General features: G+C 72.5%; 23 protein-coding genes. 3 read left to right on the forward strand and 20 right to left on the reverse strand.

Translation table 11 applies throughout. The features are described 5' to 3' along the window. Nucleotides 1-122 precede the first annotated feature (122 nt). The 13 genes from nusB to ABD249_RS07780 form a co-directional block, all read right to left on the reverse strand. The gene (gene nusB, locus ABD249_RS07720; protein WP_344342328.1) at nt 123-545 is read right to left on the reverse strand and encodes a transcription antitermination factor NusB; all 423 of its coding nucleotides are present in this window, start codon (nt 543-545) and stop codon (nt 123-125) included. Nucleotide 546: 1 nt separating this feature from the next. Continuing rightward, nucleotides 547-1,110, reverse strand: coding sequence for an elongation factor P (gene efp, locus ABD249_RS07725; protein WP_344342330.1), 564 nt, complete (start codon nt 1,108-1,110; stop codon nt 547-549). Nucleotides 1,111-1,201: 91 nt separating this feature from the next. Beyond that, nucleotides 1,202-1,624, reverse strand: a complete 423-nt coding sequence (locus ABD249_RS07730; protein WP_344342332.1) for a type II 3-dehydroquinate dehydratase — start codon at nt 1,622-1,624, stop codon at nt 1,202-1,204. 22 nt (nt 1,625-1,646) lie between these two features. After that, nucleotides 1,647-2,711: a 3-dehydroquinate synthase gene (aroB, locus tag ABD249_RS07735; protein ID WP_344342334.1), complete on the reverse strand. Its 1,065-nt coding sequence runs from the start codon at nt 2,709-2,711 to the stop codon at nt 1,647-1,649. Further along, complete coding sequence (locus ABD249_RS07740; protein WP_344342336.1) at nt 2,708-3,205, reverse strand: shikimate kinase; 498 nt, start codon at nt 3,203-3,205, stop codon at nt 2,708-2,710. Before ABD249_RS07740 ends, aroB begins: the two co-directional genes overlap by 4 nt. After that, nucleotides 3,202-4,389 carry a chorismate synthase gene (aroC, locus tag ABD249_RS07745; RefSeq protein WP_344342338.1) on the reverse strand — a complete coding sequence of 396 codons (1,188 nt, stop codon included), beginning with the start codon at nt 4,387-4,389 and terminating at the stop codon, nt 3,202-3,204. The genes ABD249_RS07740 and aroC overlap by 4 nt, the downstream gene beginning before the upstream one ends. A gap of 48 nt (nt 4,390-4,437) precedes the next feature. After that, complete coding sequence (locus tag ABD249_RS07750) at nt 4,438-5,244, reverse strand: shikimate dehydrogenase family protein (RefSeq protein ID WP_344342340.1); 807 nt, start codon at nt 5,242-5,244, stop codon at nt 4,438-4,440. After that, nucleotides 5,211-6,692: an endolytic transglycosylase MltG gene (gene mltG, locus ABD249_RS07755; RefSeq protein WP_344342342.1), complete on the reverse strand. Its 1,482-nt coding sequence runs from the start codon at nt 6,690-6,692 to the stop codon at nt 5,211-5,213. Before mltG ends, ABD249_RS07750 begins: the two co-directional genes overlap by 34 nt. Next, nucleotides 6,692-7,147, reverse strand: a complete 456-nt coding sequence (gene ruvX, locus ABD249_RS07760) for a Holliday junction resolvase RuvX (protein ID WP_344342344.1) — start codon at nt 7,145-7,147, stop codon at nt 6,692-6,694. The genes mltG and ruvX overlap by 1 nt, the downstream gene beginning before the upstream one ends. Next, nucleotides 7,147-9,801 (reverse strand): alanine--tRNA ligase, encoded by a 2,655-nt coding sequence (gene alaS / locus ABD249_RS07765; RefSeq protein WP_344342346.1) that lies wholly within the window; start codon nt 9,799-9,801, stop codon nt 7,147-7,149. The genes ruvX and alaS overlap by 1 nt, the downstream gene beginning before the upstream one ends. Before the next feature lie 78 nt (nt 9,802-9,879). Next, entirely contained in the window at nt 9,880-10,059 is a 180-nt protein-coding gene (locus ABD249_RS07770; RefSeq protein WP_344342348.1) for a hypothetical protein, read from the reverse strand. A 105-nt stretch (nt 10,060-10,164) separates the two neighbouring features. Further along, complete coding sequence (gene rpsD / locus ABD249_RS07775; RefSeq protein WP_344342350.1) at nt 10,165-10,785, reverse strand: 30S ribosomal protein S4; 621 nt, start codon at nt 10,783-10,785, stop codon at nt 10,165-10,167. Nucleotides 10,786-10,933: 148 nt separating this feature from the next. Beyond that, entirely contained in the window at nt 10,934-12,340 is a 1,407-nt protein-coding gene (locus ABD249_RS07780) for a replication-associated recombination protein A (protein ID WP_344342353.1), read from the reverse strand. 92 nt (nt 12,341-12,432) lie between these two features. On the opposite strand from ABD249_RS07780, the gene ABD249_RS07785 reads away from it, so the two are divergent. The 3 genes from ABD249_RS07785 (at nt 12,433) to ABD249_RS07795 (ending at nt 15,089) form a co-directional block, all read left to right on the forward strand. After that, nucleotides 12,433-13,239 (forward strand): peptidylprolyl isomerase, encoded by an 807-nt coding sequence (locus ABD249_RS07785; protein ID WP_344342355.1) that lies wholly within the window; start codon nt 12,433-12,435, stop codon nt 13,237-13,239. Nucleotides 13,240-13,267: 28 nt separating this feature from the next. Continuing rightward, nucleotides 13,268-14,497, forward strand: a complete 1,230-nt coding sequence (locus tag ABD249_RS07790; protein ID WP_344342357.1) for a DUF349 domain-containing protein — start codon at nt 13,268-13,270, stop codon at nt 14,495-14,497. Nucleotides 14,498-14,582: 85 nt separating this feature from the next. Continuing rightward, complete coding sequence (locus tag ABD249_RS07795; RefSeq protein WP_344342359.1) at nt 14,583-15,089, forward strand: hypothetical protein; 507 nt, start codon at nt 14,583-14,585, stop codon at nt 15,087-15,089. Here ABD249_RS07795 and ABD249_RS07800 read toward each other — a convergent pair. The 7 genes from ABD249_RS07800 to ruvC all read right to left on the reverse strand — a co-directional run bounded on the left by ABD249_RS07800 (nt 15,076) and on the right by ruvC (nt 22,615). After that, nucleotides 15,076-17,298 carry a RelA/SpoT family protein gene (locus ABD249_RS07800; protein ID WP_344342361.1) on the reverse strand — a complete coding sequence of 741 codons (2,223 nt, stop codon included), beginning with the start codon at nt 17,296-17,298 and terminating at the stop codon, nt 15,076-15,078. The genes ABD249_RS07795 and ABD249_RS07800 overlap by 14 nt on opposite strands. Before the next feature lie 28 nt (nt 17,299-17,326). Next, entirely contained in the window at nt 17,327-18,301 is a 975-nt protein-coding gene (gene secF, locus ABD249_RS07805) for a protein translocase subunit SecF (protein ID WP_344342363.1), read from the reverse strand. Then, nucleotides 18,301-19,974, reverse strand: coding sequence for a protein translocase subunit SecD (gene secD, locus ABD249_RS07810; RefSeq protein ID WP_344342365.1), 1,674 nt, complete (start codon nt 19,972-19,974; stop codon nt 18,301-18,303). Before secD ends, secF begins: the two co-directional genes overlap by 1 nt. Continuing rightward, nucleotides 19,974-20,354 carry a preprotein translocase subunit YajC gene (locus tag ABD249_RS07815; RefSeq protein ID WP_344342367.1) on the reverse strand — a complete coding sequence of 127 codons (381 nt, stop codon included), beginning with the start codon at nt 20,352-20,354 and terminating at the stop codon, nt 19,974-19,976. The genes secD and ABD249_RS07815 overlap by 1 nt, the downstream gene beginning before the upstream one ends. 75 nt (nt 20,355-20,429) lie before the next feature. After that, nucleotides 20,430-21,443 carry a Holliday junction branch migration DNA helicase RuvB gene (ruvB, locus tag ABD249_RS07820; RefSeq protein ID WP_344342369.1) on the reverse strand — a complete coding sequence of 338 codons (1,014 nt, stop codon included), beginning with the start codon at nt 21,441-21,443 and terminating at the stop codon, nt 20,430-20,432. Continuing rightward, nucleotides 21,440-22,012 carry a Holliday junction branch migration protein RuvA gene (gene ruvA / locus ABD249_RS07825; RefSeq protein WP_344342371.1) on the reverse strand — a complete coding sequence of 191 codons (573 nt, stop codon included), beginning with the start codon at nt 22,010-22,012 and terminating at the stop codon, nt 21,440-21,442. The genes ruvB and ruvA overlap by 4 nt, the downstream gene beginning before the upstream one ends. 60 nt (nt 22,013-22,072) lie before the next feature. Further along, on the reverse strand, nt 22,073-22,615 hold the full coding sequence (ruvC, locus tag ABD249_RS07830) for a crossover junction endodeoxyribonuclease RuvC (RefSeq protein ID WP_344342373.1): 543 nt from the start codon (nt 22,613-22,615) through the stop codon (nt 22,073-22,075). Nucleotides 22,616-22,626 lie beyond the last annotated feature (11 nt).

The following is a 22,626-nucleotide window of genomic DNA, read 5'->3' on the forward strand; positions in this document are numbered from 1 at the left end:
GTGTCGGCCGTCTCGCAGGACGGCTCGAAAGGTTGTCGGTGCCCCCAGCCTAGCGAACCCGGCGCGGCGAGCGGCCCGCGACGGCCCGCATCGTCGACTCCGGCGCCCGCCGATCTCGGCGCTCAGCCGACCTGACCGGCGATCGTCGCGAGGACGCCGTTGACGAACGGGCCGGAGCGCTCGGTCGACAGCTCGCCGGCGAGGTGCACGGCCTCCGAGATCGCGACCTCCTGCGGCACGGCCCGGTTGTGCGCGAGCTCCCACGCCGCCACGCGCAGGATCGCGAGGTCGATGCGCGCCATGCGGTCGATCGACCAGTGCTCGCTCGACTGCTCGATGAGCTCGTCGAGCTCGTCGACGTGATGCACGACGCCCGTGACGAGCTCCTCGCAGTAGGCGAACCACGGGTGCTTCGACCATCCCTGGTCGAGCGTCGTCACGCGCAGGAGCTCGATGGCGTCGCCGTCGCGCACGATGGCGCTGTAGCCGACCTCGACGGCGTGCTTCCTGGCCTTGCGACGCGAGGGGTAGACCTGCTGCGCCACGTCAGTCGGTGACGCGGCCGAGGTACGAGCCGTCCGCCGTGTTGATCTTGACGCGCGTGCCCTGCTCGACGAACAGCGGCACCTGGATCTCGGCGCCGGTCTCGACCGTGGCCGGCTTCGTGCCCGCGCTCGAGCGGTCGCCCTGGAGGCCGGGCTCGGTGTAGGTGATCTCGAGCACGACGGAGCCGGGCAGCTCGACCTGGAGCGCCTCGTTCTCGTGCATCGTGATCTGCGCCGTGGCGCCGTCGAGGAGGAACTTCGCGGCGTCGCCGACGATCTCCGGGCTGACCTGGAACTGGTCGTACGTGTCGTTGTCCATGAACACGTAGTCGGTGCCGTCGTTGTAGAGGAACTGGTAGTCGCGGCGGTCGACCGTCGCGAAGTCCATCTTGGTGCCGGCGTTGAACGTCTTGTCGACGACCTTGAGGCTGCGCACGTTGCGCAGCTTCGTGCGCACGAAGGCGCCGCCCTTGCCCGGCTTGACGTGCTGGAACTCGATCACGCTCCAGAGCTGCCCGTCGATGCTGAGCACCGCGCCGTTCTTGATGTCGTTCGTCGTCGCCATGAGTCCCTCGTCGAAAGCCTGCTCGGCCCCGATGCGGGGGCCGAAGAGGAATCCTATCCGACGCCGTCCGACGTGCCCGGGCGCCCGGGCGTCAGCGGGCGAGGATCGCGAGGGCGGCGAGCCGGTAGCCGTCGATGCCGAAGCCCGCCACGACCCCCGTCGCGACCGCCGAGATCGTCGACGTGTGCCGGAAGGCCTCGCGCGCGTGCGGGTTCGTGATGTGCACCTCGACGAGCGGGATGCCCGCGCCGGTCACGAGCGCGCACGCGTCGCGCAGCGCGTAGGAGTAGTGCGTGAACGCCGCGGGGTTCAGGACGACGGGCGTGCTCGTGTCGACCGCCTCGTGGATCCAGCGCACGAGCTCGGCCTCGTCGTCGGTCTGCCGCAGGTCGACCTCGACGCCGGTGGCGGCGACGACGCGCTCGACCTCGTCGAGGCCCGCCGACCCGTAGACCTCGGGCTCGCGGGATCCGAGCCTGCCGAGGTTGGGGCCGTTGAGCACGAGGATGCGCATGCGTCGAAGCCTAGGGCGCGGCTCAGTCGGCCAGCGACTGGTACGCGGTGAACAGCATGGAGTCGTCGGGCCCCTCGAGCACGCGCGGGCGCGCGACGTCGTCGAGCACGATGAAGCGCAGCATGGAGCCGCGCGACTTCTTGTCGCGCCGCATCGTCGCGAGGAGCGTCTGCCAGCGCCCGATCGGGTACGACGTCGGCAGCTCGAGCGACTCGAGGATCGCGCGGTGGCGGTCGACGACCGACTCGGGAAGCCTGCCCGCGAGCCGTCCGAGCTCGGCGGCGTACATGAGGCCGATGGCGACGGCGGCGCCATGCCGCCAGCGGTAGCGCTCGGTGTGCTCGATGGCGTGGGCGAGGGTGTGGCCGTAGTTGAGGATCTCGCGCAGCCCCTGCTCGGTGAAGTCCTGCGCGACGACGTCGGCCTTCACGCGGATGGCGCGGGCGATCGCGTCGGCGAACTCGGGCGTCGCGGGGTCGGTCGTGGCGTCGAGGTGCTCCTCGAGCAGGCGGAGGATCTCGGGGTCGGCGATGAAGCCGGCCTTCACGATCTCGGCGAAGCCCGTGAGCAGCTCGTTGCGGGGCAGGGTGTCGAGCAGCGCGAGGTCGCAGACGACGCGGGCGGGGTGGTGGAAGGCGCCGACGAGGTTCTTGCCCTGCTCGGTGTTGATGCCGGTCTTGCCGCCGACGGCAGCGTCGACCATGCCGAGCACGCTCGAGGGCGCGAGCACGACGCCGACGCCGCGCAGCCACGTCGCCGCGACGAAGCCCGCGAGGTCGGTGACGGCCCCGCCGCCGAGCCCGACGACCATGTCGCTGCGCGTGAAGTCGGCCTGCCCCATGATCTGCCAGAGGAACTGCGCGACCTCGATGCGCTTGGCAGCCTCGGCGTCCGGCACCTCGGCGAGCAGGACGTGGTCGCCGATCGCGGTCTTGATCGCGTCGGCCTGCCGCGCCATGGCCGGCTGATGCACGACGAGCACCTGCGCGGCCCCGGCGAGCGCCTCGGTCAGCTGCTCGACGAGGATGTCGCGGCCGACGACGACGTCGTACGGGCGGTCGGTGCTCACGGGGATCGTGGTGGTCACGGGTGCTCCTCCAGCCAGGTGGCGATGTCGGCGACGATGTCGCTCATGCGGCGGCGCGAGGCGTCGACCTCGAGGTCGGCCAGCGCGCGGTACGTGGGCTCGCGCTCGGCGAGGATGCGACGCCACGCGTCGATCCCGCCGTCGGCGAGCAGGGGTCGGCTCGAGCCGGCGATGCGGCGCTCCGCCTGCCGGTCGTCGATCATGAGCAGGACGACGCGCGCCGCGGCGAGGCGCTCCTGCGTGCCCGCGGCGAGCGGCGCTCCCCCGCCGAGCGACACGACGGCGCCGTCGACGAGCGACGCCGCGACGACGTCCTCCTCGATGGCGCGGAAGGCGGGCTCGCCCTGCTCGGCGAAGAGGTCGGCGATCGGCCCGTGCTCGCGGACGATCTCGCGGTCGGTGTCCACGAACGTCGCACCCATGCGGCTCGCGAGCTTGCGGCCGACGCTCGACTTGCCCGCCGCCATCGGCCCGATGAGCGCGACGGGTCTCACGCGGACGTGGCCAGCGTCTCGGGGATCGCGGCCAGGTAGGCGTCGAGGTTGCGGCGGACCTCCGCGACCGAGTCGCCGCCGAGCTTCTCGAGCATCGCGTCGGCGAGCACGAGCGCGACCATCGCCTCCGCGACGACGCCCGAGGCGGGCACGGCGCAGACGTCGCTGCGCTGGTGGTGCGCCGCGGCGACCTCGCCCGTCGTCGTGTCGATCGTGCGCAGCGCGCGCGGCACGGTCGCGATGGGCTTCATGCCGGCGCGCACGCGCAGGACGGTGCCCGTCGACATGCCCCCCTCGGTGCCGCCCGCCCGGTCGGTGACGCGCTCGATGCCGTCGGCGCCGGGCACGAGCTCGTCGTGCGCGACGCTGCCGCGGCGCCGCGTGGTCTCGAAGCCGTCGCCGACCTCGACGCCCTTGATGGCCTGGATGCCCATGAGCGCTCCTGCGAGGCGGGCGTCGAGCCTGCGATCCCAGTGCACGTACGATCCGAGCCCGGGCGGCAGGCCGTAGGCGCAGACCTCGACGACGCCGCCGAGGGTGTCGCCGGACGACTTCGCGTCCTCGACCTCGGCGAGCATCCGCGCGCTCGTCGCGGGGTCGTGGCAGCGCAGCGGATCGGCGTCGAGCGCGTCGACGTCGTCCGGACCGGGGATGGGCGCGCCATCGGGCACGCGCACCGGACCGATCGCGAGGGTGTGGCTCACGAGCCGCACGCCGAGCTCGCCGAGGAACGCCTTCGCGACCGCGCCGAGCGCCACGCGGGCCGCCGTCTCGCGAGCGCTCGCGCGCTCGAGCACGGGGCGGGCCTCGTCGAAGCCGTACTTCTGCATGCCGACGAGGTCGGCGTGGCCGGGTCGGGGGCGCGTCAGCGCGGCGGCGCGAGCGCCGGAGGGCGCCTCGTCGAGCGGCGCCGGGCTCATGACCTCGGTCCACTTGGGCCACTCGGTGTTGCCGATGCGCAGCGCGACGGGCGAGCCCATCGAGCGGCCGTGGCGCACGCCGCCGGAGATCGAGAGCGCGTCCTGCTCGAACTTCATCCTCGCGCCGCGACCGGCGCCGAGCTTGCGGCGCTGGAGGTCGGCCTGGATCGCCTCGGCGGTCACGGGGACGTCGGCGGGGAGGCCCTCGAGGATCGCGAGGAGCTCGGGGCCATGGCTCTCGCCTGCGGTCAGCCATCGAAGCATGGGATCCATCCTCCCATCCCGCGCGGGTGCCGCCGCGCACGCGGCGCGTCAGGCCGCGGCCACCATGGCCGCCCAGACGTCGGCCTCGTGCGGCAGCGTCGACCCGGGGTCGCCCGCGACGAAGATCCGCACCTGCCGCAGCGCCTGGTGCAGCAGCATCGCCAGCCCGGGGACGAGCGGGGCGACGCCCGCGTAGCGGCTGGCACCGGAGGCGTAGTCGGCGTCGAGGATCGCACGAGGGCCCACGAGTCCCGGCGCGACGCCTGCGGCCGCGGGCAGCGTGCTCACCACGACCTCGCCGGCGAGCGGCGCGGCGTCCGGGCCGACGAGCCGCACGTCGACCCCGAGCCCTCCCCCGATCGCGACGAGCCGGGCGCCCTTGGCGGGCGTGCGCAGCCAGACGTCGACGCGGTCGGCGCCCATCGCCGCGAGCGCGCAGAGGGCGGAGGCCGCCGTCGCGCCGCCCCCGACGATCGCCGCGCGGCCGACGCCGTCGATCCCCTCGGCCGCGAACGCGTCGACGATGCCGGCGACGTCGGTGTTCCACGCGGCGCGGAGGTCGGGGCGCAGCGTGTTCGCCGCGCCCGTGCGCTCGACGAGCGGGTCTCGATCGCGCGCCCAGGCGGCCGCGGCCTCCTTGAGCGGCGCCGTCACCGACAGCCCCCGCCACTCGTCGCCGAGCCCGCCGAGATGCGCGGGCAGGGCGTCGGGCGTCATCCGGACGCGCTCGTACGTCCAGTCGAGCCCGAGCACCGCGTAGGCGGCGGCATGGATGCGCGGCGACCGCGAGTGCTCGACGGGGTCGCCGAGCACCGCGAGCCTCAACTCCCGTACTCCGGGTTGTCGCGCAGCCATGCCTGGAACAGCAGCACGGCCTGGTTGTGCTCGGCGAGGGTCTCGGAGAAGACCGTCTCACCGGTCGACGGGTCGATGGTGACGAAGTAGAGCCAGTCGCCCTCGGCCGGCGACAGCGCCGCATCGATCGCCGCGTCGCCGGGTGCGCCGATCGGGCCCTCCGGCAGGCCCGTGTAGACGTACGTGTTGTACGGGTTGTTGGCGTCGGCGCGCTCCTCGTCGGTCGTCGTGATGACGCCGAAGTCGCCGATGCCGTAGTGCACCGTCGCGTCCGACTGCAGCAGCATGCCGATGTCGAGGCGGTTCTGGAAGACGCGGGCGACCTGCGGGAAGTTCTCCACCGGCCCGCCCTCGCGCTCCACGAGCGATGCGAACGTGACGACGTCCTGCCACCGCTCCTGGGGCACGCCGCGGTCGGTCAGGGCCTGCTCCATGCGATCGACCATCGCCTGCAGCATCTGCTGCGCCGTCGCGCCGTCCTCGAACGTGTACGTCGCGGGGAAGAGCCAGCCCTCGAGCGTCGAGCCCGGCACGCCGTACGCGCTCGCGTCGCTCGCGGCCTGCACGAAGTCGGACTCGGGCAGGCCGGACTGCTCGGCGAGGCGCGCGTACACCTGCTGCACGACGAAGCCCTCGGGGATCGTGATCTGCAGGACGAGGAGGTTGGCGGGGTCCTGCAGCGCGTCGAGCGCCGACTGCGCCGACATCTCGAGCGCGAGCGAGTAGGAGCCGGGCTGGAAGCCGATGCTGTCGTCGGCGACGAGGAGCTCGTAGAACGCCTCCTGGTCGGCGATGACGCCCTCCTCCTCGAGCATCGTCGCGACCTGCGCGCCCGTCCATCCGGGCTCGATGCGCACGACGGTCTCGCCCGAGCCGGCGCCCTGGAAGTCCTCTGGCTCCGAGAAGCGGTCCATGATCGCCGGTCCGAGGAGCGCCCAGCCGCCGCCCACGACGCCGACGAGGATCGCGACGATGACGACGATGATGACGATGCCGCCGCGGACGCCGCGACGACGCCCGCCGGCGGCCTTCGCGGCCGCGGGCTCCCGGGGGGCTCGCTCGCGCTTCGTCGTCGGCTGCGCCGTCGCGGGCGCCGACGCCGACGTCGCGGTCGCCCAGGGCGTCTGCGACGGCGATGCGCCGACCGCGTCGGCGAGGGCGTCGACGGGCGAGGCCGCGGCCTCGTGAGCGGGCGTCGCCTGCTCGTCGCCGCTCGCGGGCCTGCCGCCGTTCCGGCTCGGGGCCGGGGCTGCGGGCGTCGCGGCGGTCGGCGTCGGAGCGCCGAAGATCTCCTCGAACGACGGCTGGGCGCCCTGGTCGCTCCCGGGTGCCCGGGATGGCGGCTCGGCGGGCTCGGGCGTGCGCGCGGCCGCCTCGTCCGCGACGCCGTCGTACGGCTCCGGCTCCTGGCCCTCAGGCCCTCCCGGCGGTCTCCCCCGACGTCCCATCAGCCCTCCTCGTGATCCACCATCATGCCCGGAAGGCGCCCGCCGCGCTCCGCGTCGAGCGCGTGCTGCAGGATGACGACGGCCGCGGCCTGGTCGATCACGCCCTTCTGCCTGCGCGTCGAGCGGCCGGCGAGCCGCATGCCGGCCTGCGCCGTCACGGTCGAGAGCCGCTCGTCGACGAGACGGACCGGCGCGACCGCCGCGAGGGCGGCCGCGACGTCGCGGGCGTCCTGCGTGCTCGCGGTGTCGCCTCCCGAGAGCGACAGCGGCAGGCCGACGACGAGCTCGACGGCGTCGACCTCGGTCGCGAGCTCGCGCACACGTGCCACGAGCCCGTCGAGACCGTCACGCTGGATGGTCTCGACCGGCGTCGCGAGCAGGCCGTCGCGGTCCGACCGCGCGACGCCGACGCGGACCCTGCCCACGTCGACGCCGAGGCGGACGCCCGGACGCATCAGGCCAGGCCCTCCACGATCGCCCGCAGGGCATCCGGCATGCGCGTCGCGTCGGTGCCACCGCCCTGCGCGAGGTCGGGCTTGCCGCCGCCCCCGCCGCCGAGGACGCCCGCGGCGGTCTTCGCGAGCGCACCCGCCTGCACGCCGGCGTCGCGCGCCGCCTGGTTCGTCGCCACGACGACGACGGGCTTGCCGGAGACCGTCGCACCGAGCGCGACCGTCGCGGCGTCGGCGCCGAGGCGCTCGCGCACCTGCATGACGAGCGATCGCACGTCGTCGGCGGACGCCAGGGTGCCGAGGTCCGCCGCGACGAGCCGCGAGCGGCCCTCGCGCGACGCCCCCTGGGCGAGCTCGGGCACGCGCAGCGCGAGGCGCTGCGACTCGAACTCGGCGACCTTGCGCTCGGCGACCTTCAGCGAGGCGACGAGGTCCTCGATGCGCGCGGGCAGCTGGTCCCTCGGCGTCCTGAGGCTCTGCGAGATCGTCTGCACGAGCGCACGCTCGGCCGCGAGCTCGCGGAAGGCGTCCTGCCCGACGATCGCCTCGACGCGGCGGTTGGTCGCGCCGACGCTCGACTCGCCCGTGATGGCGATGAGCCCGATCTGGCCGGAGGACGCGACATGGGTGCCCGCGCACAGCTCGCGCGACCACGGCCCGCCGATGTCGACCATGCGCACGCGCTCGCCGTACTTCTCGCCGAAGAGCGCCATGGCGCCGGCGGCGCGCGCCTCGTCGAGGGACATGACGCGCGTGTCGACCGCGAGGTCGTCGGCGATGGCGCTCGAGGCGATCTCCTCGAGCTCCGAGCGGGTCTCGGCGCTCAGCGCGTTCGACCACGAGAAGTCGAGGCGCATGTAGCCGGCCTTGTTGTACGAGCCCGACTGGTGCGCGTCCTGGCCGAGCACCTGGCGCAGGGCGGCGTGGATGACGTGCGTCGCCGAGTGCGCCTGCGTCGCGCCACGACGGTACGCGGCGTCGACGATGGAGCGCGCGCGATCGCCCACGCCCACCTCGCCCGACACGACCGTGACGGTGTGGCTCGTGAGGCCCGGCACCGGCCGCTGCACGTCGACGACGTCGGCCTCGAACGCATCGCCCACGAGGCGGCCCTGGTCGGAGTCCTGGCCGCCGGACTCGGCGTAGAGCGCCGTCGCCGTGAGGATGAGCTCGACGGTCTCGCCCGCGGCGGCGCGCTGCACGCTCGCGCCGTCCTTGAGGATGCCGACGACCTGGCCGTCGGCCTCGAGCTCCTCGTAGCCGAGGAAGGTCGTCTCGCCGACGGCACGGAACTCGCCGTAGACCGAGCGATCGGCGAGCGCGCCGCGCTTCGCCTTCGCATCCGCCTTCGCGCGCGAGCGCTGCTCGCCCATGAGCCGGTCGAACGCCGAGCGGTCGACCGTGAGGCCCTGCTCCTCGGCGATCTCGAGCGTGAGGTCGATCGGGAAGCCGTACGTGTCGTGCAGCAGGAAGGCGGTGTCGCCCGCGAGCTGCACGCGACCGTCGCCCTTCGTCGTCTCGAGCGCTGCGTCGAGGACCGTCGAGCCGGCCTCGAGCGTCTTGAGGAACGTCTCCTCCTCGGCGAACGCGAAGCGCGACAGCCGCGACCACTCGGTCGCGAGCTCGGGGTAGGCCGACTGCATCGCGTCGCGCGAGGCTGCGAAGAGCGTGGGGAACGTGGGCTCGTGGACCCCGAGCAGGCGCATGGCGCGGATCGCGCGGCGCATGAGCCGGCGCAGGATGTAGCCGCGCCCCTCGTTGCCCGGCGTCACGCCGTCGGAGAGCAGCATGAGCGACGAGCGCACGTGGTCGGCGACGACGCGCATGCGGACGTCGTCCTCGTGGTCGGCGCCGTACGCGCGACCCGAGAGCTCGGAGGCGAGATCGAGCACCGGGCGCACCTGGTCGATCTCGTACATGTTCTCGACGCCCTGCTTGAGGAACGCGATGCGCTCGAGGCCCATGCCGGTGTCGATGTTCCTCGCGGGCAGGTCGCCGACGATGCGGAACTCGGTCTTCGATCGCACGTCGGCGATCTGGTCCTGCATGAAGACGAGGTTCCAGATCTCGACGTAGCGGTCGTCGTCCGTCGCCGGGCCGCCGTCGATGCCGTACGCGGGACCGCGGTCGAAGAAGATCTCGGAGCAGGGGCCGGCGGGGCCGGGCTGGCCGGTCGACCAGTAGTTCGTGTCGCGACCGAGGCGCTGGATGCGCTCCTCCGGCAGGCCCGCGATCTCCTTCCAGAGCGCGACGGCCTCGTCGTCGGTCTCGAAGACCGTGACCCAGAGGTCGTCGGGCGAGAAGCCGAGGTTGCCGTCGTCCTCGGGGCCGGTGAGGAACTCCCACGCGTACTGGATCGCGCCGCGCTTGAAGTAGTCGCCGAACGACCAGTTGCCCGTCATCTGGAAGAAGGTGCCGTGCCGCGGCGTGCGCCCGACCTCCTCGATGTCGTTGGTGCGGATGCACTTCTGCACGTCGGCGGCGCGGGCGTACGGCGCGGGCTCCTGACCGGTGAGGTACGGGATGAACGGCACCATGCCCGCGATCGTGAACATGATCGTCGGGTCGTCGCTCACGAGCGAGGCCGAGGGGACGATCGTGTGGTCCCTCCGCTCGAAGTAGCGCAGGAAGCGGTCGTGGATCTCGGCGGTCTGCATCGTGCTCGCGTCTCTCGGTGCCCATGCGGGCGCTGCGGCCTCGCTGGTGGGGCCGGTCGGTCGGTGTGAGGCTCGGGGCTACTCGCCGCGGAGCTCGCGGTCGCGGCTGGCGTAGCCGTCGCGCACGGCGTCGGTGAACTCGCGCACCCGCGCGTCGGCGCCGTCGAGCATCTCCCTGCCCTTGGGCGTGCGCTGCATGCGCGTCACCGCGTACGCGCCGACTGCGGCGCCCAGCGCGACCAGGACGATGCTCCTCATTGCGATCCCCTCATGGAAGTGGACTCCCACTCTATCCAGCGGCGATGCCGCGAACGCGAGCGAGGGCCGCCCGGGAGTCCCGGACGGCCCTCGTGCTGCGTGCGATCAGCGCGCGGCGTAGTACTCGACGACGAGCTGCACGTCGCACACGACGGGCACCTCGGCGCGCTTGGGGCGACGCACGAGGCGTGCCTGCAGGCGGTCGAGCGTGACGTCGAGGTACGGCGGCACGGGCGGCAGCACCTGGGCGTGGCCGCCCGCGGCTGCGACCTGGAAGGGCTCCATGCCCTCGCTGCGCTCGTGGACGCCGATGACCTGGCCCTCCTTCACGCGGAACGAGGGACGGTCGACGCGCTGGCCGTCGACGGTGATGTGGCGGTGCACGACGAGCTGGCGGGCCTGCGCCGTCGAGCGGGCGAAGCCGGCGCGGACGACGAGGGCGTCGAGACGCATCTCGAGCAGCTCGACGAGGTTCTCACCCGTCAGGCCGGCCTGGCGGCGGGCCTCGTTGAACGTGAGGCGGAGCTGCTTCTCGCGGATGCCGTACTGGGCCCGCAGACGCTGCTTCTCGCGCAGACGGACGGCGTAGTCGCTGTCGGCCTTGCGCTTGGTGCGTCCGTGCTGGCCGGGGCCGTACGGGCGCTTCTCGAGGTACTTGGCCGCCTTCGGGCTGAGGGCGATGCCGAGCGCACGCGACTTGCGCGTGATGCTGGTCCTGGTGGTCATGCGTGTCTTCCTTCGCATCGCAGCCGCGCGAGCGGCCAGCCGTCGCGATGGACGGCTCAAGGATTTCTGGATGGGTGGTCCGAGTGGACCGTCGTCCAGGCTACCAGACGGGCGGCCCGGCGCCCGGGAGTGCCGAAGACCCCGAGCGTCAGTCGCCGCGGAGGATGGCGCGGATGCGCTCGAGCCGCGCGCCGACCTCGCGCTCGTACCCGTGTGCTCCCGGCTCGTAGTACACGGTGCCCACGAGCTCGTCGGGCAGGTACTGCTGCGTCGCGACCGAGCCGGGGGCGTCGTGCGCGTACCGGTAGCCCTTGCCGTGCCCGAGGCGCTTGGCGCCCGGGTAGTGGGCGTCGCGCAGGTGCGTCGGGACGCGACCGAACGCGCCTCGGCGCACGTCGGCGATCGCAGCGTTGACCCCCGCGTACGAGCGGTTCGACTTCGGCGCCGTCGCGAGGTAGACCGTGGCCTCGGCGAGCGGGATGCGGCCCTCGGGCATGCCGATGAGCTGCACGGCCTGCGCCGCAGCCGTCGCGATGACGAGGCCCTGGGGATCGGCCATCCCGACGTCCTCGGAGGCGAGGATGATGAGGCGCCTGCCGATGAACCGCGCGTCCTCCCCCGCCTCGATCATGCGTGCCAGCCAGTGGAGGGCGCCGTCGGGGTCGGAGCCCCGCACCGACTTGATGAAGGCGCTGATGACGTCGTAGTGCTCGTCGCCCTGCCGGTCGTAGCGCAGCAGCGCCGCGTCGACGCTCTCGGCCACGATCGCGTCGGTGACGATCGGCGTCGCCTGCGACCGCGGCTCCTCGGCGTCGTCGTCGGCGGTCGACTCGTCGGCGTCCTTCTCGTCCTCGTCCTCGTCGTCCTCGTCGTCCTGCGCGGGCGGCACCGCCAGGACGTGCGAGCCCGCCGCCTCGAGGATCGTGAGCGCACGGCGCGCGTCACCCGAGGCGAGCCGCACGATCGAGGCGCGCGCGGCGTCGTCGAGCGCGATCGCCCCGCCGAAGCCGCGCGGGTCGGCGACCGCGCGGTCGAGGAGGCCGGCGAGGTCGTCGTCGGGCAGCTGCTCGAGCGTGAGCAGGAGCGAGCGCGACAGCAGCGGGCTGATGACGCTGAAGGACGGGTTCTCGGTCGTCGCCGCGATGAGCAGCACCCAGCCGTTCTCGACGCCGGGCAGCAGCGCGTCCTGCTGGGCCTTCGTGAACCGATGGATCTCGTCGAGGAAGAGCACGGTCTGCGTGTCGTAGAGGTCGCGCGTCGACAGCGCCTCCTCCATGACCTGGCGCACGTCCTTCACGCCTGCGGTCACGGCGCTCAGCTCGACGAAGCGGCGATCGCTCGAGGCGGCGATGGCCTGGGCGATCGTCGTCTTGCCCGTGCCGGGCGGGCCCCAGAGGATGACGGACTGCCCGCTGCGCGCCCCGGGCGTCGCGAGCCTGCGCAACGGCGAGCCCTGCCGCAGCAGGTGCGTCTGCCCGACCACCTCGTCGAGCGAGCGCGGCCGCATGCGGACCGCGAGCGGCGCGGTCGACGATCCGAGCCCCGCGTTCGCCATGCATCGATCGTACGGCGAGCCACCGACGCCCGACGGACCGGCACAGGCGCAGCCGGTACGCTCATCCGAGCGATCTTGACGGGAGACCATCGGTGACGAGCACCAAGGAGCAGCAGCGGCGCGTCCGCGACTACCGCGCACGCCGCACGGTGCACGAGGGCAAGCAGCGCAGGCTGCGTCGCGACAACGTCATCGCGGTCGCCGCGGTCGTCGTCGTCGGCACGCTCGCCGGCCTCGGCCAGTGGTGGTACGTCGACTCGACCGCGACCGAGGAGCCCACGGCCTCCGAGACCCCGTCGCCGTCGACGGAGGGCACCGCGAGCGAGGCCGTGCCCGATCCCTCGCTCGCCGAGGGTCGCGACTGGACCGGCACGCTCACGATCAACGGCGTCGAGCTCGGCATCGAGCTCGACGGCGCGGCGGCGCCGCAGGGCGTCTCGGCCGTCGTCAACGACATCCAGACCGGCTACTACGCGGGCAAGACGTGCCACCGCCTCACGACCGCCGAGCGCTTCGAGGTGCTGCAGTGCGGCTCGCTCGACGGCACCGGCGCCGGCGACCCCTCCTACCAGTACGGCCCGATCGAGAACGCGCCCGCCGACCAGGTCTACCCGGCCGGCACGATCGCGATGGCGCGCGGCGGCACCGGCGGCGGCCTGTCCCCCGAGGACGCCGCGAACTCGAACGGCCACCAGTTCTTCATCGTCTACGGCGACACCGAGATCCCGAACGACGAGGCGGGCGGCTACACCGTCGTCGGCACCGTCACGAGCGGGCTCGACCAGCTCGTGGCCGACGTCATCTCGGCGGGCACGGCACCGGATCCCGCCACCGGCACCGCCCCGCAGGACGGCGCACCGCTGAACCCGGTGACGATCGACGCCGCGACCGTCGAGTGAGTCGCTCCGCGTGAAGTAGCCTGGGGCCATGGACGCGAACCCGTGGGGCCGCGTCGACGAGCATGGCACCGTCTCCGTCCGTGAGGGCGAGCAGTGGCGTGAGGTCGGCCAGTACCCCGACGCGAGCCCCGAAGAGGCGCTCGCATACTTCCAGCGCAAGTACGCAGACCTCGAGGGGCAGGTGCGCCTGCTCGAGCAGCGGTCGCGCGCCGGCGCCTCGGCGACCGACGTGCAGAAGGCCGCGAGCCATCTGCGCGAGTCGGTGGTCGGCGCGAATGCGGTCGGTGACCTCGGTGCGCTGCAGACGCGCCTCGACGCCCTCGCAGGGCGCCTCGAGGAGCTGAGCGCCGAGCAGAAGGCAGAGGCCGAGCGCGAGTCGCTCGCGGCCGTCGCCGATCGCGAGGCCATCGTGGCCGCCGCGGAGGCGCTCGCGGCGCGCGACCCGAAGCAGGTGCAGTGGAAGCAGGCGAGCGCCGAGCTCGACGCACTCTTCCAGCGCTGGCAGACGGCGCAGAAGGACGGCCCGCGGATCCCGAAGTCGACGGCCGACACGCTGTGGCGTCGCTTCCGCGACGCCCGCCAGACGGTCGAGCAGGGTCGCCGGGCGTTCTTCTCCGAGCTCGACTCGCAGCACAAGGACGCACGCACCCGCAAGCAGGCGCTCGTCGAGCGCGCGCAGGCGCTCTCGTCGCAGGGCGCCGACGGCATCCCCGCGTACCGGTCGCTGCTCGACGAGTGGAAGGCCGCCGGCCGCGCCGGCCGCAAGATCGACGACGCGCTCTGGGCCGACTTCAAGGCCGCGGGCGACGTGCTCTTCCAGGCGAAGACCGAGGCGAGCGCCGTCGTCGACGGCGAGCAGGGCGAGAACCTCGCCGCGAAGCGCGCGATCCTCGAGGAGGCGCAGCCGCTCCTCAAGGAGCAGGACCGCGCCAAGGCGCGCGAGACCCTCACGGGCCTGCAGCGCCGCTGGGACGAGATCGGTCGCGTGCCCCGCGAGGCGATGCGCGAGATCGAGGACGGCATGCGCCGCATCGAGGCGCACGTCCGCAAGCTCGACGACGACCACTGGGCGAGCTCGAACCCCGAGCGCAAGGCGCGCTCCGAGGGGCTCGCCGGGCAGCTCGAGGAGTCGATCGAGCAGATCGAGGCATCGCTCGAGGCCGCGAAGGCGTCGAAGGACGCCGCAGCGGTCACGCGCCTCGAGGCCGAGCTCGCGACGAAGCGCGAGTGGCTCGCGGTCGTCGCAGCCGCGCGCTGACGCACCACGATCCACAGGGCGCCGCTCTCCACAGCCGTGGAGGCGGCGCCCTCCTTCGTGGTCGAGGCAGGGCATGCTGCCCGCCATGCTCTCCATCGCCGAACGCTCCGCCATGCGCCTCGACGGCGACCTCTTCGACCTCGCCGAGTCGGCGACGCACGCCGACCGCGTCGTCTCCCCCGCCGACCGCGTGCGCGCCCTGCGCCTGCCGCTCGGGCCCGCGCACATCGTCTCAGGGCTCGCCGCGGCGTGGGTGCACGGCGTCGCGGCGCTGCCGACGACCGTCGACGTCGCGACCCTGCGGCATCGCCGGGCCGACGTGCCGGCGGGCTGCCGTGCGCTCATCCGCCGCGTCGCGCTCGACACGTGCCTGCAGGTCGACGGCGTGCGCGTGACGTCGCGCCTGCGCACGGCCGTCGACCTGCTGGCCGACGATCCCTACGACGACGCCGCCCGCATCGCGATCCGCCTGCTCGTCGATGACGTCGAGGCGGTGCGGCGCGCGATCGGCGTCTCCGGACGCCGCAGCGTCGCGAGGTCGCTCGAGCGCCTCGCCGCGCTCCAGGCGCAGGCCGCGCTCAGCCGCCGGTGACGCGGTAGACGTCGTAGACGCCGTCGATGCGGCGCACGGCGTTCAGCACGCGATCGAGATGCGTCGTGTCGCCCATCTCGAAGACGAAGCGGCTGATCGCCAGGCGGTCGGTGCCCGTCTGCACCGACGCCGAGAGGATGTTGACGTGGTGCTCGCTGAGCACGCGCGTGACGTCCGACAGCAAGCCCGAGCGGTCGAGCGCCTCGACCTGGATGTGCACGAGGAAGACGCTCTTGACGTTGTCGGCCCACGACACCTCGATCATGCGCTCGGGCTCGGCGAGCAGGCCCTGCACGTTCGGGCACGAGCGCTGATGCACGCTCACGCCCTGGCCGCGCGTGACGAAGCCGACGATGTCGTCGCCGGGCACCGGCGTGCAGCACTTCGAGAGCTTCACGAGGATGTCGGCGGCGCCGCGCACGAGCACCCCCGACGACGACGTGCGCGTCGGCACGCCGCGCGAGGGGCTCACGGGGATGAACTCGTCCTCGTCGACCGAGCCCTGCAGCCCGGCGACGACCTTCTCGAGCACAGACTGCGTCGACACGTGGCCCTCGCCGACGGCGGCGTAGAGGCCGTTGACGTCGTCGTAGCCCATGGCGGAGGCGACCTCGACGAACGACTCGCGGCTCATGAGCTGCTGCAGGGGAAGGTTGTGCCTGCGCATCGCCTTCGCGATGGCGTCGCGGCCCTGCTCGATGGCCTCGTCGCGGCGCTCGCGCGTGAACCACTGGCGGATCTTGTTGCGCGCCCTGGCGCTCTGCACGAACGACAGCCAGTCCTGGCTGGGGCCGGCATCGGGGTTCTTCGACGTGAAGACCTCGACGACGTCGCCGGTCTGCAGGCCGGTGTCGAGCGGCACGAGGCGACCGTTGACCTTCGAGCCCATCGTGCGGTGACCGACCTCGGTGTGCACGGCGTAGGCGAAGTCGACGGGCGTCGCGCCCTTCGACAGGCCCACGACCTTGCCCTTCGGCGTGAAGACGTAGACCTCCTTCGCACCGATCTCGAAGCGCAGCGAGTCGAGGAACTCCCCCGGGTCCTGCGTGTCGGCCTGCCAGTCGTTGAGGTGGGCGAGCCACGCCATGTCCTCGCCCGTGACCGCCTGGCCGCCGCCCTGCTTGTACTTCCAGTGCGCCGCGACGCCGTACTCGGCGCGGCGGTGCATCTCCTCCGTGCGGATCTGGATCTCGACGTGCCGGCCCTCCGGCCCGACGACCGTCGTGTGGAGCGACTGGTACAGGTTGAACTTCGGCGTCGCGATGTAGTCCTTCATGCGACCCGGCATGGGCTTCCAGCGCGCATGGATCTGGCCCAGCACCGCGTAGCAGTCGCGCACCGTCGGCACGATGACGCGCACGCCGACGAGGTCGTAGATGTCGGAGAACTCGTGGCCCCGCACCTGCATCTTCGTGTAGATCGAGTAGTACTGCTTCGGCCTGCCCGTCACGCGGCCCTTGATGCGGGCGACGCGCAGGTCGTCGACGAGCGACTGCACGACCTCCTCCATGTACCGGTCGCGCTCGGGGGCGCGGCCCTCCACGAGGTTCTTGATCTCGACGTACACCTTGGGGTTGAGCACGGCGAACGAGAGGTCCTCGAGCTCGGTCTTCATCGCCTGGATGCCGAGGCGATGCGCGAGCGGCGCGTAGATCTCGATCGTCTCGCGCGCCTTGCGCTGCGCCGAATCGCTCGAGACGAAGCCCCACGTGCGCGCGTTGTGGAGTCGGTCGGCGAGCTTGATGACGAGGACGCGGATGTCCTTCGCCATCGCGACGACCATCTTGCGCATCGTCTCGGCCTGCGCGGCATCGCCGTACTGGAGACGGTCGAGCTTCGTGACGCCGTCGACGAGCATCGCGACCTCGTCGCCGAAGTCGCCGCGGCACTGGTCGAGCGTGTACTCGGTGTCCTCGACGGTGTCGTGCAGCAGCGCCGCCGCGATCGTCACCGGGCCGATGCCGAGGTCCGCGAGGATCTGCGCCACGGCGACGGGATGCGTGATGTACGGCTCGCCCGACTTGCGGAACTGGCCCTGGTGCGCCCGCTCGGCGACGATGTACGCGCGTTGGATCAGGCCGGTGTCGGCCTTCGGGTGGTGGCCCTTGACCGTGCGGATGAGGTCGTCGATCGCCCCCGCGCGGTTCGATCGCGAGAACAGGAAGGGCAGCAGGGTGCGGAACGCGCCGGTGGTCTGCGTCTCGCTCATGCGTCCATCCTGCTCTCGCGAGCGACCGTCAGACGACCGCGCCGCGCTCGGACGGGCGCTTGGCCCTCGCCTCGGCGATGTCCTCGCCCATGCGCAGCTGCGCGTAGACCGGCGCGGCGACGAAGAGCGTCGACCACGTGCCCACGAGCGTGCCGATGAGCAGCGCGAGCGAGATGTCGCGCAGCGTGCCCGCGCCGAGCAGGAACGATCCGATGAAGAGGATCGACGCCGTCGGGAGGATTGCGATGACCGAGGTGTTGATCGACCGCACGAGCGTCTGGTTCACGGCGAGGTTGATGTTGTCGGCGTAGGTGCCCGACGTGCCGGGCGCCGTCTGCTCGCGCACCTTGTCGAACACCACGACGGTGTCGTACAGCGAGTAGCCGAGGATCGTGAGGAAGCCGATCACGGCGGCCGGCGTCACCTCGAAGCCGACGATGCCGTAGATGCCCGCGGTGACGATGAGGTCGAAGGCGAGCGACGACAGCGCGGCGACCGACATCTTCCAGGTGCGGAAGTACAGCGCCATGACGATCGCCACGAGCACGATGAACACGATGAGCCCCGTGAGCGCCTGCCGCGTGATGTCCTGGCCCCACGACGGGCCGACGAACGACGAGGTGATCTCGTTCGACTCGACGCCGAGCGCCGACGCGAGGGCGTCGCGGATCTCGACGGTGTCGGAGTCCGAGAGCTGCTCGGTCTGCACGCGCAGGCCGTCCTGGCCGATCTGCGCGACGTTCGGCACCTGCTGGGCGCCGAGCACGCTCGTCACGGCGTCCGCGGCCACCTGCTCGTCGACCTGCTCGACCCCCGTGACGCGGAACTCGCTGCCGCCGCGGAACTCGATGCCGAACTCGAACCCGCCGCGCAGGATCGGACCGAGGATGCAGATGGCGACGATGCCGAGCGCCACGAGGAACCACGTGCGACGCCTCGGGATGAACGGGAAGGACGACTCGCCCGTGTAGAGGCGATTGCCGAACTGGGTGAGGGATGCCATCACCGCTCCTGCTCTGTCGAGGCGGATGCCTTGCGCTCTGCGATCGACTGACGGCGCTGCGCCTCGCGGGAGCTCGTCGCGCCGCGGCCTGCCGCCACCGGGTCGCGGAACTTCGCGCGGCCGCGGTAGACGGCGCCGAGCGCGTTAGGGTCGAGACCCGACATCGGGTGCCCGCTCGAGAAGAATCGCGTGCGCGTGAGCAGCTGCAGCATCGGGTGGGTGAAGAGCGCGACCACGATGAGGTCGATGATCGTCGTGATGCCGAGCGTGAACGCGAAGCCGCGCACGTTGCCGACCGCCACGAGGTAGAGCACGATCGCCGCGAGGAAGTTGATCGCGTCGGAGGCGAGGATCGTGCGGAAGGCGCGCTTCCACCCGGCCTCGACCGCGCTCGTGATGGCTCGGCCGTCGCGCAGCTCGTCGCGCACGCGCTCGAAGTAGACGATGAACGAGTCGGCGATCGTGCCGATCGCGATGATGAGGCCCGTGACGCCTGCCAGCGAGAGACGGTAGTCCTCCGCCGACGAGAGCCACGTGATGACGAGGTACGTCAGCCCGCCTGCGATCGCGAGCGATGCGATCGTGACGAGCGCGAGCGCGCGGTACTGGAACACCGAGTACACGATGACGAGCAGGAGGCCGATGAGCCCGGCGATGATGCCGGCCTGCAGCTGGCTCTCGCCGAGCGTCGCGGCGATCGTCTCCTCCGACTGCACCTCGAAGCCGATCGGCAGCGAGCCGAACTTCAGCTGGTCGGCGAGCGACGACGCGGTCTCCTGCGAGAAGCCGCCGGTGATGGACGCCTCGCCGTTCGTGATGACGGCGTTCGACGCGGGCGCGATGATGACCGCGCCGTCGAGGACGACGCCGAACTGGTTGCGCGGGCTCTCGAGGCTCGTGATGCGGTTCGTGACCTCCTCGAACGCGTCGCTGCCGGCCGAGTCGAACTGCAGCCGGACCTCGAACTCGCCCGTGGGCGCACCGGTCGAGGTCGTCGCCTGGCCGGCGCTCGCATCGGAGATGTCGGAGCCCTCGACCTCGACGGGTCCGAGGATGTAGCGCGCGGTGCCGTCCTCGCTGCACGTGACGAGCGGCTCGTCGAGGGGCTGCTCGCCACGCTCGGGATCCTGCAGCACGGCGCAGTCGAAGGTGTCGTACGACGCCTGCAGCGTCGGCGTGATCCATGCGAGGTCGGAGGCGTCCGCCGGCTCGGGCGCGGCGGGGTCGTCGACGGGAGGCGTCGCCTCCTGCGCGGCCTGGTTCGCGGCGATCTCCTCGGGCGTCAGCGCGGCGGCGACGGTGAGGACGGGGCGGAACTCCATGCGGGCGCTCGACTGGAGACGATCCATCGTCGCGTCGTCGACCTCGCCGGGGATGGCGACGACGATGTTCTGCCCGCCCTGCGTCGTGATCTCGGACTCGGAGACGCCGGACGCGTCGACGCGGTCGCGGATGATCTGCACGGCCTGGTCGAGCTGCTCGTCGGTGACCTGCTGGCCCTCCTGCAGCTGCGGCGTGAGGATGACCTGCGTGCCGCCCTCGAGGTCGAGCGCGAGGCGCGGCGACCAGCCGCCGCCGTTCGCGATGCTCGCCCAGTTGAGCGCTGCGAAGACCGCGCCGATGACGACGAGCCAGATGAGTGCGCGCCCGGTGCGCGCCCGCGCCCGCGCCACTACGGGCGCTCGGTGGTGGTGCCGTCGCCGGTGGTCTCGGCGTCGTCGGCGATCGTCTCGTCGAGCGTCTCGTCCTCGACGACGCGTGCGAGCACCTGACGGTGGACGCGCAGCGTGGTGCCGGGCGCGACCTCGATGAGGGCCTCGTTCGTGTCCTCGTCGATCGCGACGAGCAGGCCGAACATGCCGAAGTTCGTCATGACCTGCGCGCCGGGCACCATCTTGTCCTGCAGCTGCGCGGCCTGCGCCTTGCGCTTCTTGCTGTTGCGGAACATGAAGAAGATCAGCACCGCGAGGATCAGCAGCATGCCGATCGTCAGCGGGTCGAACATGGGCGCCGCCTGGGCGTTCTCGTTCGCGGTCTGAGAGAGCAGGTGCATGGTGGAAGTCGCTTCAGTCGAAGTGCGGATGGGTCCGGGCGCCGTCGTCATGACGCGTGGGCACGGACCCGATGATCATAGTCGATCGTCCAATGTGGGCTGGACGACGACGCCGGCGTGCGCGAGACCCTCGGGCGTCGCGACGCGGCCGCGCGGCGTGCGGGCGAGCATGCCCTCGCGCACGAGGTAGGGCTCGACGACCGACTCGATGGTGTCGGCGTCCTCGCCGATCGACGCCGCGAGCGTCGACAGCCCGACGGGCCCGCCGCGGAAGCGGTGGGCGATGGAGTGCAGCACGGCGCGGTCGAGGCGGTCGAGCCCCGCCTCGTCGACGTCGTAGAGCAGGAGCGCGGCGCGCACGGCCTCGATGCCGTCGCTGCCCTCGTGCACGAGCAGCCAGTCGCGCACGCGGCGCAGCAGGCGGTTCGCGATGCGCGGCGTGCCGCGCGAGCGCCGGGCGAGCTCGCCGATCGCCTCGGCGGGCAGCGGGACGCCGAGGAGGTCGGCCGAGCGCCGCAGGACGCGCTCGAGGTCGACGGGATCGTAGAACTCGAGGTGCGCGGTGAAGCCGAAGCGGTCGCGCAGCGGGCTCGGCAGCATGCCCGAGCGCGTCGTGGCCGCGACGAGCGTGAACGGGGCGAGCTCGAGCGGGATCGACGTGGCGCCGGCGCCCTTGCCGACCATGATGTCGATGCGGAAGTCCTCCATCGCGAGGTACAGCATCTCCTCGGCGGAGCGCGCCATGCGGTGGATCTCGTCGACGAAGAGCACGTCGCCCGGGGTCAGGGCGCTCAGCACGGCCGCGAGGTCGCCGGCGTGCTGGATCGCCGGGCCGGACGAGAGGCGCACGGCCCGGCCCGTCTCGGCCCCGATGATCATCGCGAGCGTCGTCTTGCCGAGGCCGGGAGGGCCCGCGAGGAGGATGTGGTCGGGGCTGCGGTCCTGCATCGCGGCGGCGCGCAGCAGCACCTCGAGCTGCCCGCGCACCTTCGGCTGCCCCACGAACTCGGCGAGGGATCCCGGCCGCAGCGCACCCTCGAACGCGATCTCCTCGACCGTCGCCTCCGGCTGCACGAGGTCGTCGGTCATGCGCGCGGCCCGAGCTCGGCGAGGGCGGCGCGCAGGAGCGAGCCCGCGTCGGGCTGCGCGCCCACGGCGTCGAGCGCGGCGCGCGCCTGCCGCTCGGGCCAGCCGAGGCCCGTGAGCGCCACGAGGACGTCGGCGCCGGCGTCGCCGCGCACGCGCCCCGTCGTCGGCGTCGCGTGCAGCTTGCCCGCGAGCTGCACGATGATGAGCCGCGCCGTCTTCGGCCCGATGCCGCTCACGGCCTTGAACGCCGTCTCGTCCTCGCGCGCGACGGCGTCGGCGAGCTGGTTCGGCGTCATGTGGCTGAGGACGCCGAGCGCGGACTTCGGGCCGACGCCCGAGACGCCGCGCAGCAGGTCGAAGGCGTCGAGCTCCGCCTGCGTGCCGAAGCCGTAGAGCGACATGTCGTCCTCGCGGACGATGAGGGTCGTGTGGAGGGCGATCGACGAGCCGACCGTGGCGACGAGCGACTGCTGGGGCGTCACCGACACCGCGAGCCCGAGGCCGCCGACGCCGACGACGACGCGGGTGCCTGCGGCGCCCAGCACCGTGCCGTCGAGCCTCGCGATCATGGGCTCCAGCCTAGGTTCGACCGCGGACGCCCACCGATCGCCGCGCCGTCGCCGCAGGGGTCAGCGGCGCGACGCGCGCTCCGCCGCCTGCCACGCCTGCTGCGCGGGCGTGAGCGCCGCCGTCGGCGCGGCGCTGCGGGCGCTCCACGCGTGGCAGATCGCGATGGCGAGCGCGTCGGCGGCGTCCGCTGGCCGCGGCGCGACGGCGAGCCCCAGGATGCGCTGCACCATCGCGCCGACCTGGCGCTTGTCGGCCTGGCCGTAGCCCGTCACGGCCGCCTTGACCTCGCTCGGGGTGTGCAGCTCGATGGCGATGCCGTTCGCGGCGGCGGCGCGCAGCACGAGGCCCGAGATCTGCGCGACGCCCATGACGGTGCGCACGTTCTGCTGCACGAAGACCCGCTCGAGCGCGATCGCATCGGGGCGATGCTCGGCGATCGCCGCCTCGATCCCCGTCGCGATGCGGTGGAGCCGGTGCTCGAGCGCCTCGTCGGCCGCCGACCGCAGCACGTCGACCGACACCATGGTCACGGCGCGGCCGGCGGCATCGATGACGCCGATGCCGCAGCGCGTGAGGCCCGGGTCGATGCCGAGGATGCGCATGGGCGCGGGCC

It is taken from the genome of Agrococcus versicolor, from assembly GCF_039531815.1.
Lineage (GTDB): Bacteria > Actinomycetota > Actinomycetes > Actinomycetales > Microbacteriaceae > Agrococcus > Agrococcus versicolor.